Source organism: Citrobacter sp. CK195, assembly GCF_030333365.1.
Taxonomy (GTDB): domain Bacteria; phylum Pseudomonadota; class Gammaproteobacteria; order Enterobacterales; family Enterobacteriaceae; genus Citrobacter_B; species Citrobacter_B koseri.
The window spans coordinates 16390-31202 of the sequence record NZ_JAOWGB010000023.1 but is presented as its reverse complement, the minus strand read 5'-3'; the positions used below and the strand labels follow the sequence as shown (position 1 = coordinate 31202).

13 protein-coding genes are annotated in these 14813 nt (G+C 53.3%); 1 reads left to right on the top strand and 12 read right to left on the bottom strand.

Going from position 1 to position 14813, the window contains the following annotated elements; genetic code table 11:
* On the bottom strand, positions 1-780 hold the full coding sequence (gene cmoM, locus OGX93_RS08570) for a tRNA uridine 5-oxyacetic acid(34) methyltransferase CmoM (RefSeq protein WP_114848418.1): 780 nt from the start codon (positions 778-780) through the stop codon (positions 1-3).
* Between the two features lie 135 nt (positions 781-915).
* Here cmoM and elyC point away from each other — a divergent pair, with 135 nt between their 5' ends.
* On the top strand, positions 916-1695 hold the full coding sequence (gene elyC, locus OGX93_RS08565; RefSeq protein WP_012133005.1) for an envelope biogenesis factor ElyC: 780 nt from the start codon (positions 916-918) through the stop codon (positions 1693-1695).
* On the opposite strand, the gene OGX93_RS08560 is transcribed toward elyC, so the two are convergent.
* The 11 genes from OGX93_RS08560 to aroA all read right to left on the bottom strand — a co-directional run bounded on the left by OGX93_RS08560 (position 1672) and on the right by aroA (position 14769).
* Positions 1672-2565 (bottom strand): YcbJ family phosphotransferase, encoded by an 894-nt coding sequence (locus OGX93_RS08560; protein ID WP_012133006.1) that lies wholly within the window; start codon positions 2563-2565, stop codon positions 1672-1674. The two genes, elyC and OGX93_RS08560, sit on opposite strands and share 24 nt — an antisense overlap.
* Positions 2566-2719: 154 nt before the next feature.
* On the bottom strand, positions 2720-3466 hold the full coding sequence (kdsB, locus tag OGX93_RS08555) for a 3-deoxy-manno-octulosonate cytidylyltransferase (protein ID WP_012133008.1): 747 nt from the start codon (positions 3464-3466) through the stop codon (positions 2720-2722).
* Positions 3463-3645, bottom strand: coding sequence for a protein YcaR (gene ycaR, locus OGX93_RS08550; RefSeq protein WP_012133009.1), 183 nt, complete (start codon positions 3643-3645; stop codon positions 3463-3465). The genes kdsB and ycaR overlap by 4 nt, the downstream gene beginning before the upstream one ends.
* Before the next feature lie 51 nt (positions 3646-3696).
* Entirely contained in the window at positions 3697-4929 is a 1233-nt protein-coding gene (locus tag OGX93_RS08545) for a winged helix-turn-helix domain-containing protein (RefSeq protein WP_286449307.1), read from the bottom strand.
* A gap of 43 nt (positions 4930-4972) precedes the next feature.
* Complete coding sequence (gene lpxK, locus OGX93_RS08540) at positions 4973-5950, bottom strand: tetraacyldisaccharide 4'-kinase (RefSeq protein ID WP_286449309.1); 978 nt, start codon at positions 5948-5950, stop codon at positions 4973-4975.
* The gene (gene msbA / locus OGX93_RS08535) at positions 5947-7695 is read right to left on the bottom strand and encodes a lipid A ABC transporter ATP-binding protein/permease MsbA (RefSeq protein ID WP_200075422.1); all 1749 of its coding nucleotides are present in this window, start codon (positions 7693-7695) and stop codon (positions 5947-5949) included. The genes lpxK and msbA overlap by 4 nt, the downstream gene beginning before the upstream one ends.
* A 36-nt stretch (positions 7696-7731) precedes the next feature.
* Positions 7732-9996 carry a ComEC family protein gene (locus OGX93_RS08530; protein ID WP_286449311.1) on the bottom strand — a complete coding sequence of 755 codons (2265 nt, stop codon included), beginning with the start codon at positions 9994-9996 and terminating at the stop codon, positions 7732-7734.
* Between the two features lie 395 nt (positions 9997-10391).
* A complete protein-coding gene (gene ihfB / locus OGX93_RS08525; RefSeq protein WP_000167332.1) occupies positions 10392-10676 on the bottom strand; it encodes an integration host factor subunit beta in 285 nt (94 codons plus the stop codon).
* Positions 10677-10833: 157 nt separating this feature from the next.
* On the bottom strand, positions 10834-12507 hold the full coding sequence (rpsA, locus tag OGX93_RS08520) for a 30S ribosomal protein S1 (RefSeq protein ID WP_012133016.1): 1674 nt from the start codon (positions 12505-12507) through the stop codon (positions 10834-10836).
* Positions 12508-12620: 113 nt separating this feature from the next.
* Positions 12621-13304, bottom strand: a complete 684-nt coding sequence (gene cmk, locus OGX93_RS08515; RefSeq protein WP_012133018.1) for a (d)CMP kinase — start codon at positions 13302-13304, stop codon at positions 12621-12623.
* 181 nt (positions 13305-13485) lie between these two features.
* Positions 13486-14769 (bottom strand): 3-phosphoshikimate 1-carboxyvinyltransferase, encoded by a 1284-nt coding sequence (aroA, locus tag OGX93_RS08510; RefSeq protein WP_110494422.1) that lies wholly within the window; start codon positions 14767-14769, stop codon positions 13486-13488.
* Positions 14770-14813 lie beyond the last annotated feature (44 nt).

The following is a 14813-nucleotide window of genomic DNA, read 5'->3' as shown; positions in this document are numbered from 1 at the left end:
TTATCCTTGCATCTGCGGTTTGCGCGCGGTGACATGAATGTAGCGGCCAAGGCTAATATACGGCTCCTGGCGGCAATAACGCGTTTCTAATTCAACTAACATCTCATAGCAGTCACGCTGTTGATGCTTCTCACGCAGATAATCATGAAATACGCGTACGCCGGTCTTACCGGTAATCTGCCAGCCAATATCTTCCAGCCACTGATAAACCTGCTCGGGTTTACGTGGATAGTCTGGCGAAAGCGTACGCTTTTTGCGTTTTGGCATCCCTACCTGCACATAGTCAAAGTTCCCTGCCACCATGTTATGCATCAACAGGCCGTTAGCATTGTAGAACATTAACGACAGTGCTCCGCCGGGACGCAAAACTGACCAAATCGCCTCTAACACGCCGACCGGTTCCGCCACCCACTCCAGCACAGCATGAAACAATATCAGATCAGCGGAGGTTTCCAAATGCGAAGCGACATCCTGAACAGCGCATTGTATAAAATGCATGTTTCCGCTCACACCTTTTGCTTCTGCCGCCTGCTGCGCACGCGCGATCATCTCGCCGGACAGATCGCACAATGTAACCTGATGCCCACGCTCCGCCATTTTGATGGCCGTTTGCCCCTCTCCGCCGCCAGCATCCAGGATGTGCAGTTTTCGCTCGCCGAATTCCGCCAGCAACCGATCAAGATCCTGCCACAGAATCGCCTGTCGCAGCTGTCCTTTAGTGGTTCCGTAGATGTTACGGGAAAACTTTTCAGCAATGTCATCAAAATTGCGGTCCCGCATCGGACTCTCCACAGGCTGGCTCAGGTGTGCTTTTAAAAAGAAGCTATTTTGTCATAGTCGCGGCGATATTTAACCTGTCTGGTGTAATATCCCTGCTGATCCCCTGCTGTATGGTCAAAAAAGGAACCAAAAAGGATGCTTTTTACTCTGAAGAAAGTGACTGGCGGTCTGTTGCTACCGCTTCCCTTTATGCTGCTCATCATGGGCGTGGGGCTGGCGCTGGTATGGTTTAGCCGCTTTCAGAAAACCGGGAAGGCGTTTATCAGCCTGGGATGGCTGGCAATATTTCTGTTAAGCCTGCAACCTGTTGCTGACCGTTTACTCAAACCGATTGAAGACAGTTACCCCACCTGGCAGGGAACGCAAAAAGTAGACTACATCGTGGTGCTGGGCGGCGGCTACACCTGGAACCCCCAGTGGGCGCCCAGTTCGAATCTGATCAATAACAGCCTCCCACGTCTGAACGAAGGCGTACGCCTCTGGCTGGCCAACCCGGGATCGAAACTGATCTTTACGGGCGCGGCGGCAAAAACCAATCGCGTGAGTACGGCAGAAGCGGGCGCAAGAGTGGCACAATCGCTGGGTGTGCCGCGCAGCGATATCATCACGCTGGATCAGCCAAAAGATACCGAAGAAGAGGCGGAAGCGGTGAAACAGGCCATCGGCGATGCCCCTTTCCTGCTGGTCACTTCCGCCTCCCACTTACCGCGCGCCATGATCTTCTTCCAGCATGTTGGGTTACATCCGCTGCCAGCGCCAGCCAATCAACTGGCGATAGATTCACCGTTAAATCCGTGGGAGCGAGCAATTCCCTCCCCGGTATGGTTGATGCATAGCGATCGCGCCGGTTATGAAACGCTGGGGCGCATCTGGCAGTGGCTGAAAGGCGCGTCAGGCGAGCCAGGGCAGCAGTGATTTTGTCGCGAGGTCAAAGTTGGAGCGGCTAAAACGCCCGGTATTGACCAGCTGCGCGACTTCGTCCCATAACACATAAAGCCAACGCCGCCAGATGAACGATTCCGCCACTGGCGCGTGTTGCAGATAATGCCAGAGCAACCCTTCCGCCAGCGCATTGTCCATCAGCCGAAACAGTTCATACTCTCGTGGCGCCCACAGCATAACGCCAGGCCCCACCATCGCCAGAAGCTGATCGCTGCGGGCATCTTTCAGCATACTGCGCAGGCTAAAATTGCCGTGGATGAGCACACAATTATCATTAAATCCTTCAAACAGCGCAGGCAGGCACTCCCGGGTACGAAACAGAATGCGTTTATCCTGCATGGTTAACCCGGTGTTGTTGAACTGGTTTAACGTCGTCCATAGCACTTCAACACGCTGGCGATACCAGGACGGCCAGATATTTTCCTGCGTATGATCCACCGCGCCCACGCAACCCCGGCTGTCCTGTCGATGCCAGGCTAACAACCCTTCTACAATCTGATCCTTCAACTGCTCCCAGCGCTCAGGCGTGCGGGCGGGCGCTTCCACAGAGACGCCACGCAGACGCTCCAGCAGCAGGACATCAGGCCCGGGGTGTTCCTCATGCGTCATCACGCCATAGACAACCGGCATGCGTACCGTGCCGCTACGCGCCAGCATGGTCGTTTTCCATGCCAGTTGCTGCGCCACGCCAGGGGTCGTAAAACTTCTCGCCATTAGCGGCATCGGGTTTCCCTGACTGTCGTACAGCGACCACAAGGCCGTATCCGCCTTTTCACTCACGCACTCTATACGGCTGAGTTTTTCGCCCAGCAGATGACTCAGTTCGGCTCGCAGCTGTTCCATTTCAGATTGCCCTCATAAACGCCACTGCTTTTATAATGAGCGCCGTATGGACAGATGTCACCCGGATGAGATCAATTGATGAAAAGAAAAATGAAGGGAAAATCGTAACGATACGACACTCCTCCCATTTGTGAGAGGAGTGCGATAGCGGATATCAGCGCATTTCGGCGCGAACGCGCTCAAGATCTTCGGCTGTATCAACGCCCGTTCCCGGGACTTCTTTGGCGACGGCAACATGGATTTTTTCGCCATACCACAGCACACGAAGCTGCTCCAGCATCTCAATATGCTCAAGCGGGCTGGGCTGCCAGTTCACGTAGCGGCGAATAAACCCGGCGCGATAGCCGTAAATTCCCAGATGGCGCAGGAACGTGTCGCCCACGGTCTCAAGGCTTTTCGCAAAACGATCGCGATCCCAGGGGATCGTCGCACGCGAGAAATAAAGCGCATAGCCTTCAGCGTCCAGCACAACTTTCACTGCATTAGGATTAAAGGCTTCTTCAGCACCGTGAATCGGCGCCGCCAGCGTCGCCATACCAACCTGGCGCTGCGCCAGGTTTTCCGCCACCTGACGAATAATCACCGCCGGGATCATCGGTTCATCGCCCTGCACGTTCACAATAACGGTATCGTCGCTAAAACCGCATTTTTCAACGACTTCCGCCAGACGCTCCGTCCCGGACTGATGGTCAGCGCGCGTCATGCAGACTTCCCCACCCGCCGCTTCTACCGCGCGAGCGACATCTTCATGGTCCGTCGCGACAATAATGCGTTCAGCGCCAGATTCGCGCGCGCGTTCCAGAACATGCACGATCATCGGTTTGCCGTTGATATCCAGTAAAGGCTTACCGGGCAGACGCGTGGACGAAAAACGAGCGGGAATAATGACCACAAAACTCATGATTTACTCTCATCAGCAGTAATGGAACGCGCTTCCGTTTCCAGCAATACCGGAATGCCATCGCGCAATGGGAAAGCCAGGTTATCCAGTTTGCAAATCAGTTCTTGTTTTTCCTGGTTATACCAGAGTTTGCCGTTGCATACCGGGCAGGCAATGATTTCAAGTAGACGATGATCCATAGTTCCTCCAGATGGACCGGATTGTGAATCCATCAATATTAACATAATCGTTTATGAGACCGCGTCTATTTCCCAGCCATGACGATTTTCTGCAAACAAGCCGGATGGGCAGCTCCCTAGCGTGACGCGGCTGGCCTGTTGCCAGCGAGCAAACGCATTAATCGCCTGTAACAACCCTTTTTGCAGAGTCTGGCCCGGTTTAACCCCCTCCTGCAACCAGAGCGAGATGACTTCCAGCACGCCCGTTTTGCGATGCATTTTGGCATCCATACGCCCAACCAACTGCCCCCGATGCAGCAGCGGCAAAACAAAATAGCCGTACTGGCGTTTAGGCGCCGGGGTATAGCATTCCAGGCGGTAGCTAAAATCGAACAACTGCTCTGCCCGTTTCCGGTCCCAGACGACGGGATCAAAAGGGGATAAAACCGCGCTATGCGTAGCGGTGAGCTTATTGTTCAGCGCCTGCTCCAGTAGCGGCAACAGATCGGCGTGTAGCCACATTGCCCCCAGCCTGTCGGCCTGAACGGGAACCAGTTGCCCCTGTTCAACGCGGATATCACGCCACGTTTTCACTTCAGGTCGCCGCAGGCGATAGTAATCCGCCAGCCACTGCTCGCGAAAAATCCCCAGACTGCGCGCGCTATTATCCAGCATGGCGATTTCTGCTTCTGTCTGCGACAGTAAATCGCGTTTATCGTCCCAGTGCGGCATCACGCGTTGCGTCAGGTCATACACGCGCTGAAAGTTGCGCCGTTCTACAACCATGACTTTCCCGGCAGTGAACAATCCTTCAAGATGGCGCTTATGCGGCTTCCATTCCCACCATCCACTGGCGCCTTTGCGTGGATGCGCAAAATCCGCTGAGCGCACAGGGCCGTTATGGTGAATATGCTGGATCAACTGCGCGATCTCATCGGCATGTTCCTGCATCCACGATGCTTTGTACTTCCAGCCCATCTTCTCAGGTGCCAGCATACGGTGACGAATTAGCGTAAAGTCGCTACGCGGTAAGAAACAGGCCTCATGCGCCCAGTATTCCATGAGTTCGCCACGCGACAACGAGTCGTCCAGCCACTGTTGAGGGTAGTGGCCCAGGCGGCTAAACAGCACCAGATAGGGGCTGCGCGCCACAACGTTGATCGTATCGATTTGCAATAAAGACATGCGCGAAATCGTCGCGAGAATATCCGCAGGCAATGCCTGACGGCGAGGCTTTTTCAGCAAACCTTGCGCAGCAAGATGGAGATGACGAACATCCGTAAGAGAGAGATGCGGCAACGACATGTATAACTCCGGGAATCGTTCGCTGCCGCCACATCAATTTGTGCTAGCGAGCCAGCGAGATGAGTTGCTCAAGCAGTGCGTCGGGTTGTTCACCCGACAAACGCGCGTCTACAGGTAAATACCACCAGTTGTCCTCGGCAAATCCCCGGCATTTAACGGCATCTTTTTCCGTCATGACCAGCGTTTGCCCGTCGGTTACTAACGCCTTCACATCGTTAAAGGCGAGAGACTGATGATCGGCCAACGGAACGCATTTCTGTAGCGACGCCCCACACGCTTCGAGCGTAGCAAAGAAACGTGGAGGATGGCCAATCCCCGCCATCGCGACAATGTTGCTTAACTCCGCGACATGACGGAGCTCACCGGTGCATAAATTGACCGCCAGCCCTGGCGCCAGCTGCATCGGAATTTCTCCTGGTCTGGCAACGCCGCCGTTGACGATCACCGCATCTACCGATTTAAGCCGGCTGGCGCGCTCACGCATCGGCCCTGCGGGCAACCACCAGCCATTGCCAAACCGACGCACGCCGTCGATGACAACGATTTCAATATCGCGCGCCAGACGATAATGCTGTAGCCCGTCATCCGTCACGATAATTTGTACATCGTGACGCGCGAGAATCGCTTTTACTGCGTCTGAGCGAACCGGCGAGACAGCAACAGGCGCGCCGGTTCGTTGATAGATCAGTACCGGCTCATCACCCGCTTCCGCAGAGGACGTTTGTGGAGTAAGCAACAGCGGATAAGACGCCGCTTTACCGCCATACCCCCGCGAAACAACCCCTACGCGAATGCCGCGCTGTTGCAGTTGCTCGACCAGCCAGATAACGACCGGCGTTTTTCCGTTGCCCCCCGCCGTAAGGTTTCCTACGACAACGACCGGCACCGGCGCACGCCAGGCGCGTTTAATTCCCAGCCGGTAGCACAGGCGAATCCCCCCACTCACCAGGCCATACAGCCAGGAGAGTGGGAGCAACAGACGCCACAGGGGCGATTCACCAGACCAGATGCGGGTGATCATTGGCCAAATTGCATTTTATGCAGTTGCGAATACACCCCGCGCTGCTCCAGCAATTCGCTATGGGTTCCACGCTCAACAATAATCCCGTCTTCCACCACGACAATTTCATCAGCTTGTTCAATCGTTGAAAGGCGGTGCGCGATAACCAGCGAAGTACGGTTTTTCTGCAACTCATCCAGCGCGGACTGAATCGCGCGTTCGGATTCGGTGTCCAGCGCAGAGGTGGCTTCATCCAGAATCAGGATTGGGCTGTCACGCAGCAACGCACGGGCAATCGCGATACGCTGACGCTGGCCACCGGAAAGCAGTACGCCGTTCTCGCCGATAACCGTATCCAGACCGTCATCCATCTTGCTGATAAAGTCCATGGCATACGCCATACGCGCCGCTTCTTCAATTTGCTCGCGGCTGTACTCTTCAGTACGCGCATAGGCGATGTTGTTCGCAACCGTATCGTTAAACAGGTGCACATTCTGCGAAACCAGCGCGACCTGATTACGCAATGAAGACAGGGTATATTCACGCAGATCGTGTCCATCCATCAGGATATTCCCTTCATTGATGTCGTAGAAGCGCGTGATCAGACTGGCAATGGTTGATTTACCTGAACCGGAACGCCCGACCAGCGCAACCGTCTTACCCGCCGGAATGTGCAGATTGATATTGCGCAGCGCTGGCGTTTCACGCCCCGGATAGGTAAAGGTCACATTGCGGAATTCCAGATCGCCCGTCGAACGTTCAATTACGCGTTTGCCTTCGTCTTTCTCTTGCTCGCTATCCAGAATAGCAAACAGCGTCTGGCATGCCGCCATACCACGCTGGAACTGCGCATTGACGTTGGTCAGCGATTTCAGAGGACGCATCAGGGCAATCATTGATGAGAATACGACGGTAATCGTACCCGCAGTCAGGCTGTCCATTACGCTCGGGAAGCTAGCCGCATAGAGAACAAAGGCCAGCGCCAGAGACGCGATCAGCTGAATGATCGGATCAGAGATGGATGATGCAGACACCATTTTCATCCCTTGCAGACGCATTTTATTGCTGACTTTGTCAAAACGTTTCGTTTCAACTTCCTGACCGCCAAAGATAAGCACTTCTTTGTGGCCTTTCAGCATCTGCTCTGCACTGGTGGTCACCTGCCCCATCGTGTTCTGCATGTTTTTACTGATGCTACGAAAACGCTTCGATACCACGCGAATCGCAATAGACACAACGGGCGCCAAAATGACCAGAATGATCGACAGTTGCCAGCTGTTATAGAACATCATGATAAACAAAGCGATGATCGATGCACCTTCACGCACGACCGTAATCAACGCCCCGGAAGACGATGACGCAACCTGTTCTGAGTCATAGGTAATACGAGAAAGCAGTGTCCCCGTTGATTGTTTATCAAAGAATGCAACAGGCATCCCCATCATATGACCAAACAGACGACGGCGCATGGTCATCACCACTTTGCCCGATACCCATGAAATACAGTAGCTGGAAATATAGCTGGTGATACCACGTAATATCATCAGGCCAATAACCACCAGCGGCATCCAAAGCAGCACCGATCGATCTGTTTTACCAAAACCATCGTCCAGCAATGGTTTGAGGAGCGATAACATAAAAGCATCGCTGGCCGCATTGAGGATCAACGCGACACCCGCCACGATCAGCCCAGTTTTGAAAGGCGCAATGGTAGGCCACAGTCGGCGGAACGTCTGCCACGTAGAGAGATCTTTATCGTTATGCATTCAAAAAACCAGCATTTGTTGAAATAGCCGCATATTCTACCCGTTATCCTCTGACACGCCAAACCACTGATGATACCAACGAGGTAAAATTTGCTCCCGTAAACCTCGTATGCGCCAGCCTTGCGGGGAAAAATCCACCGAAATTTGCCCCTGATGCGGGGTATCCAGCCACTGATAACCTTGTTGTTGATAGCGCTGTTGTACCTTCCAGGAAGGCAGATGCCAGGCGTTGTAGCGCGATGCCGACGCCAGCGCGGCCAGGCCCTCAACCCGTTGAATTAACGCTAATGACGACGATGTATTACTGCCATGATGCGGAACCTGAATGATTGTCGCCTGCAAATGCCGCCAATAACGACTTAGCATTTTTTGTTCAGCCGGAGATTCAATATCGCCCGTCAGCAAAATACTCTGCTTTCCGTCATCCACTTTAACCACGCAGGAATGGTTGTTGCCCTTTTCCCTGTTTCCTTTAATCGGCCAGTGTGCGCTGAAGGATAGCCCCTGCCACGTCCACTGCTCCGCACGAAAGCACGGCAGATGGCCCTTCCAGCCTAATGGGCTTCGTATCCAGAGCGAAGGCCACGTCTTCTGTAATGATGACAGGCCACCCCGATGATCCAGATGTTCATGGCTCAGGATAATCCCCTCAGGTTCCAGATTGTGCCAACGTAGCCAGGGAATGATGAGCTGCTGTGCGCTATCGCCATCCGGCCAGGCGCGTCCCGTATCATAAAGTATCGCTTTCCCATTATGCGCGATAACCATCGCCAGCCCCTGTCCGACATCCAGCATATGAACCTGCCACGCCTCCGTGCGCGGCGTACGCCATAACGGCCAGCTCAACAGCAACACGCCAGACAAACAGATCACCGGGTAAGTTCGCCAGGCATTCAATCGCCATGCCATAAGCGTTAACCAAGGAGCCAAAGACAGGTATTGCCAGCGATAATCAATATTAATCCACCCTTCCGGCAGACTTTTCAGCGCCCGGAACAACACGTCCAGAGAGGCGTCAGCCAGCGCCCAGAGGCCTTCTTCAGCCATCAGCGGACCGGTCAAATGGCCGATCATTCCCGCCAGTATCAGTGGTACAGAGATAAATGTAACCAAAGGAACAGCAAACAGATTCGCCAGAAAAGAGGTCACACTTACGCCATGAAAAAGCGCTATTTGCACAGGTAAGAGCAGAAGCGTAATGCCCAACTGTAAGTGAACGAGATCCAACACGACTTTCCCTGCCCGAGGCAACGCCCAGGCCGGTACAGGAAACCACTGATACCAGAAAATAAGCGCTGCGACGGCAAAGGCCGAAAGCCACAGACTTTGCGACAGAACAGCAATCGGATCGGCAATCACTATTGCCGCCAGACAGCAGAACCAGACCTCCCAACCGCTCCATTGCCGACCGCTCAGCTTCAGTAATCCCCACGCCGCCAGCGCCACAACCGTACGCAACGCGGGGGGTTGTAACCCCGTGAGCCAGGCGTAAAACGTCACGCACACAATCCCTCCCACTAACGGCGTTTGCCAGTGAATCCACCGGGTGGGAAGTAAAAATTGCGCGCCACGAATCAATCCTCCCGCCAGCAGTGCGGCAAAGGCGATATGCAACCCTGAAATGGCCATCAGGTGCGCCGTACCAGTATCGCGCATAATATTTTTGACATCTTGCGATACTGATAAACGCTCGCCCATGCCTAATGCCAGGATAACCTGCTGCCAGGGGTAGCGCGCCAGCGTGATATTGAGGGAAGCAAGATAACGCGCGCGTAAACTACATGACGATTCAATGACCGTCGCATGCAGAAACCGGCCGCTCAGAGGCTGATGTTGCGTGAGCGCATAACGCTGGCTATCAAATCCCCCCTCATTAAGCTGACCATGCACGGCACGGACTTTTAGTTTCATCGCCCAACGTTGACCTGCACACACCTCGCCGGGCAAATATTGTCCATAAAGAACAACGCCCACCGAGGGAAACAGGCGTTTCCCCTGTACATGGGTAATTTGCCCGTAATGTGTGGTGGCATGATCGGTCGCCGTAATTTGCACCACGGCTTCTTGTGTTGCGCCAGGCAAGGTATTACCCGGCCAGACGGCTTGCTTTGCAGCAAGTATTCCCCAGAGAAAAAACAGCAGGGTCAAGCTGGCGTACTGCGTATATTTATATGGAACAAAGGACAGCGCGCAGGCAAAACAAAATATGCCAATGAGACACAACGAACCGGGAAGTACAGGTAAGAGTATTAGCGGAAGAATTCCGCATAATGCACACACGCTGACCGTTGTTATTTTCATAGACACCTCCCTGTTACAGGAAGTGTGCAGATTTAGCTAACGTTTGTCTGGCGACAATTTGTGGTTATTCGGCGCAAGTTCCGTGGTTTTCACGTTAGGAATGCAAGATGCACATAAAAATGCGAGAGGCTTTCCAGTTACGCCTACGAGCACGTATCTGTAGATCTGATGAATGTAGCGCCATCAGGCGCTGCTTTGTGCCGGATGGCGACGCCGAAGCGTCTTATCCGGCCTACTGAGTCACGGGAGCATACCTGTAGGCCTGATAAGCGTAGCGCCATCAGGCGTAGGTTTATGCCAGATGGTGGCGTTAAAGTCTCTTTTCCGGTCGGAATGCAGAAATGAAAAAAGCACCTGAACGGTGCTTTTTTCTGGATCAAGTTTTTCGTTAAAACTTAACCGTAAATATTGGCGCGATCGCGCAGTTCTTTACCCGGCTTAAAGTGCGGAACATACTTTCCTTCCAGTTCTACTTTATCGCCAGTCTTCGGGTTACGTCCGGTACGAGGTGCGCGGTAGTGCAAAGAAAAGCTGCCGAAACCGCGGATTTCAATACGCTCGCCCTGCGCAAGAGTCGAGGCCATATGTTCCAGCATCTCTTTTACTGCATCTTCAACCGCTTTCGCGGGAATGTGAGATTGCTGGGTTGCAAGTCTTTCAATCAATTCTGACTTGGTCATGATTCCTCCGGTTCCTGTAAGCAAATTGGCTGCTGCTGTTATTGCATTGATTAAGGGCGGCCGTAGCCGCCCTTAGTGCTTGATTACAGGACGAATCTTGTAATCTGTCAAGTAAACTCATCAAACTTCGGGATAAAACACCCGAAGTTTCAGAGAATTACTCGCCTTTAGCTGCTTTGAAAGCTTCAGCCATTGCGTTGTTGGAGAAGTTTGCATCTTCCTGTTTGTTAACAGTTGCGATTGCATCTTTCTCGTCAGCTTCGTCTTTCGCACGAACAGACAGGCTGATTGCGCGGTTTTTACGATCAACGCCGGTGAATTTAGCTTCAACTTCGTCGCCAACGCTCAGAACCAGAGTCGCATCTTCAACGCGGTCACGGGATGCTTCAGAAGCACGCAGGTAACCTTCAACGCCGTCAGCCAGTTCTACGGTTGCGCCTTTAGCGTCAACAGCAGTGACTTTACCGGTTACGATAGCGCCTTTCTTGTTCAGAGCAACCCAGTTGTTGAACGGATCTTCTGCGAGCTGTTTAACGCCCAAGGAGATACGCTCACGCTCTGCGTCAACTTGCAGAACAACTGCTGCGATTTCGTCGCCTTTTTTGTATTCACGAACTGCTTCTTCGCCTGCAACGTTCCAGGAGATGTCAGACAGGTGAACCAGGCCGTCGATGCCGCCGTCCAGGCCGATGAAGATACCGAAGTCAGTGATAGACTTGATTTTACCTTCAACACGGTCGCCCTTGTTGTGGGTTTCCGCAAACTGCTGCCACGGGTTGGATTTGCACTGTTTCAGACCCAGGGAGATACGACGACGTTCTTCGTCGATATCCAGAACCATAACTTCCACTACATCGCCAACGTTAACAACTTTGGACGGGTGGATGTTTTTGTTGGTCCAATCCATTTCGGAAACGTGAACCAGGCCTTCAACGCCTTCTTCGATTTCAACGAAGCAGCCGTAGTCGGTCAGGTTGGTCACGCGACCAGTCAGTTTGGTACCTTCTGGATAACGCTTAGCGATAGCTACCCACGGATCTTCGCCCAGCTGTTTCAGGCCCAGAGATACACGAGTACGCTCGCGGTCGAACTTCAGCACTTTAACAGTGATTTCGTCGCCAACGTTTACGATTTCGCTCGGATGCTTAACGCGTTTCCATGCCATGTCGGTGATGTGCAGCAGGCCGTCAACGCCACCCAGATCAACGAATGCACCGTAGTCAGTGAGGTTCTTAACGATACCTTTAACTTCCATGCCTTCTTGCAGGTTTTCCAGCAGCTGATCGCGTTCTGCGCTGTTTTCGGATTCGATAACGGCACGACGGGAAACAACAACGTTGTTGCGCTTCTGATCCAGCTTGATGACTTTGAATTCAAGCTCTTTGCCTTCCAGGTGCAGCGTGTCGCGCACCGGACGAACGTCTACCAGGGAACCTGGCAGGAACGCACGAATACCGTTCAGCTCAACAGTGAAGCCGCCCTTAACTTTGCCGTTGATAACACCGGTAACAGTTTCAGCATCTTCGTAAGCTTTTTCCAGCGTGATCCAGGCTTCGTGACGTTTCGCTTTTTCACGGGACAGCAGGGTTTCGCCGAAGCCGTCTTCTACTGCATCCAGAGCAACGTCAACTTCGTCGCCAACCTGGATTTCCAGTTCGCCCTGGGCGTTTTTGAACTGCTCAGCCGGAATGGCGGATTCAGATTTCAGACCAGCGTCAACCAGTACGATATCTTTATCAATAGCAACAACAACGCCGCGAACGATGGAACCCGGGCGGGTTTCGATTTCTTTTAAGGACTCTTCAAAGAGTTGAGCAAAAGATTCAGTCATGTTTAATCTTCAGGTTTCATATTTAACGTCCACCTGGCTCCATGCCGGATGGGGTTGTTTCACATACCCACTGTCAATCCATTGCAGCGGGGGTACTACAAATTCGGTCGCACTTAAGCGAGTGCCAGTTTTTGGCGCGCGTATTGTAACGCTTTTTCAATCACTTGCTCAATGCTTAATCGGGTAGAATCCAGAACTAAAGCATCGGCAGCAGGAACCAGCGGCGCGACAGCGCGATTACGATCGCGGTCGTCACGTTCCTTTATCTCGGCCAAAAGGCGTTCAAAGTTAACACTAAAGCCCTTCTCCTGCAACTGTAGCATACGGCGGTGAGCGCGTTCTTCAGAAGACGCATCCAGGAAAATTTTTACTGGCGCATCAGGGAATACCACCGTTCCCATGTCGCGGCCATCGGCAATCAACCCTGGCGCATCGCGAAACGCACGCTGGCGGCGCAAAAGCGCTTCGCGCACGCGCGGGAACGCAGCGACCTGAGATGCCGCGTTCGCGACTTCTTGCGTGCGGATTTCCCCGCTCACATCTTCCCCTTCCAGAATGACTTCCAGATTGCCATTGGTTGAGACAAAACGAACATCCAGATGAGACGCAAGCGGTACAAGAGCGTCTTCAGAGGTGACATCAACATGATGATGTAAGGCCGCCAGCGCCAGTACACGATAAATCGCGCCCGAGTCCAGCAGATGCCATTGCAATGCTTCCGCCATTGCCTTGCACAAGGTGCCTTTACCTGCACCGCTTGGGCCATCAATGGTAATTACCGGGGCAATTGCCGTCATCTTTTTCTCCTTAAACAGGCATACCGTTAACGTGAACGCCGCGCATTATACGCGCCAACGCTCACAATCGTTATCTTTGTATGCAAAAACCCATTTTGTCTGTCATCAGATGAGGAAGATTTGCGCAATTATAGCGGGCTGGCGAAGAGCCAGCCCAAAAGATGACAATGTTTTACTTTTATCAGGCAGGCGTACTAATACGCGCCAGTTGTTCGAAGTAATCCGGGAAGGTTTTAGCGGTACATTTCGGATCGAGAATCGTCACCGGCGTATCCGACAACGCAACCAGCGAGAAACACATCGCCATACGGTGATCGTTATAGGTGCCGATTTCGGCAAACTGCAACTGAGCCGGTGGCGTGATACGAATGAAATCATGCCCCTCTTCTACTTCAGCGCCGACTTTACGCAGTTCCGTCGCCATCGCAAACAGGCGGTCAGTCTCTTTTACACGCCAGTTATAGATATTACGCAGCGTGGTGGTGCCTTTAGCAAACAACGCCGCCGTGGCGATGGTCATCGCCGCATCCGGGATATGGTTCATGTCCATATCCACAGCGTTCAGTTCACCGCGCGTACAGGCAATGAAGTCATCGCCCCAGGTGATGGTGGCGCCCATCTTCTCCAGTACATCGGCAAAGCGGATATCGCCCTGCATACTGTTGCGGCCAATCCCCGTCACTTTTACCGTTCCGCCTTTAATGGCGCCAGCGGCAAGGAAATAAGAAGCGGATGACGCGTCGCCTTCCACCAGATATTGACCCGGTGAATGATACTGCTGCTCCCCTTTCACCACAAAACGCTGGTAATTCTGGTTCTCAACCTCAACGCCGAATGTTTTCATCAGGTTCAGCGTGATGTCGATATACGGTTTGGACACCAGATCGCCTTTAATTGCGATCGTCGTATCCTGCGGCGCAAGCGGCGCGGTCATCAGCAGCGCGGTGAGGAACTGACTGGAGACGCTGCCATCAACCTCAACGTGACCGCCGCTAAAACCGCCGCGCAGACGCAGAGGCGGATAGTTTTCCTGCTCCAGATAATCAATCTTCGCACCGCCCTGACGCAGCGCATCGACCAGATGACCGATCGGGCGCTCTTTCATGCGAGGCTCACCGGTCAGCACGATATCATTTGCCCCCAGGCACAGCGCGGCGGCAAGCGGACGCATCGCCGTTCCCGCATTGCCCAGGAACAGTTCCAGCGCGCCTTCGGCATGTAATACGCCGCCCTGCCCGGTAATTTCACAGCGGGTACGGTCGGCGGAAAGGGTATAACTGACCCCCAACGCACTCAGCGCGTTCAGCATATGGCGAACATCATCGCTGTCCAGCAGGTTTGTCAGAACAGTGGTGCCGCTTGCTAATGCCGCCAGTAACAAAGCGCGATTCGAAACACTCTTGGAGCCAGGCAGATTGATGGTGCCATCGACCCGCGCGATGGGTTGTAACGTCAGGGATTCCATGAAACTCAACTCTCAAAAACAGAAATAAAAACCCCACAGGCTGG

Coding starts and splice junctions, on each gene's coding strand:
- cmoM (WP_114848418.1), bottom strand. CDS start 780: ATGCGGGACCGCAATTTTGATGACATTGCTGAAAAGTTTTCCCGTAAC.
- elyC (WP_012133005.1), top strand. CDS start 916: ATGCTTTTTACTCTGAAGAAAGTGACTGGCGGTCTGTTGCTACCGCTT.
- OGX93_RS08560 (WP_012133006.1), bottom strand. CDS start 2,565: ATGGAACAGCTGCGAGCCGAACTGAGTCATCTGCTGGGCGAAAAACTC.
- kdsB (WP_012133008.1), bottom strand. CDS start 3,466: ATGAGTTTTGTGGTCATTATTCCCGCTCGTTTTTCGTCCACGCGTCTG.
- ycaR (WP_012133009.1), bottom strand. CDS start 3,645: ATGGATCATCGTCTACTTGAAATCATTGCCTGCCCGGTATGCAACGGC.
- OGX93_RS08545 (WP_286449307.1), bottom strand. CDS start 4,929: ATGTCGTTGCCGCATCTCTCTCTTACGGATGTTCGTCATCTCCATCTT.
- lpxK (WP_286449309.1), bottom strand. CDS start 5,950: ATGATCACCCGCATCTGGTCTGGTGAATCGCCCCTGTGGCGTCTGTTG.
- msbA (WP_200075422.1), bottom strand. CDS start 7,695: ATGCATAACGATAAAGATCTCTCTACGTGGCAGACGTTCCGCCGACTG.
- OGX93_RS08530 (WP_286449311.1), bottom strand. CDS start 9,996: ATGAAAATAACAACGGTCAGCGTGTGTGCATTATGCGGAATTCTTCCG.
- ihfB (WP_000167332.1), bottom strand. CDS start 10,676: ATGACCAAGTCAGAATTGATTGAAAGACTTGCAACCCAGCAATCTCAC.
- rpsA (WP_012133016.1), bottom strand. CDS start 12,507: ATGACTGAATCTTTTGCTCAACTCTTTGAAGAGTCCTTAAAAGAAATC.
- cmk (WP_012133018.1), bottom strand. CDS start 13,304: ATGACGGCAATTGCCCCGGTAATTACCATTGATGGCCCAAGCGGTGCA.
- aroA (WP_110494422.1), bottom strand. CDS start 14,769: ATGGAATCCCTGACGTTACAACCCATCGCGCGGGTCGATGGCACCATC.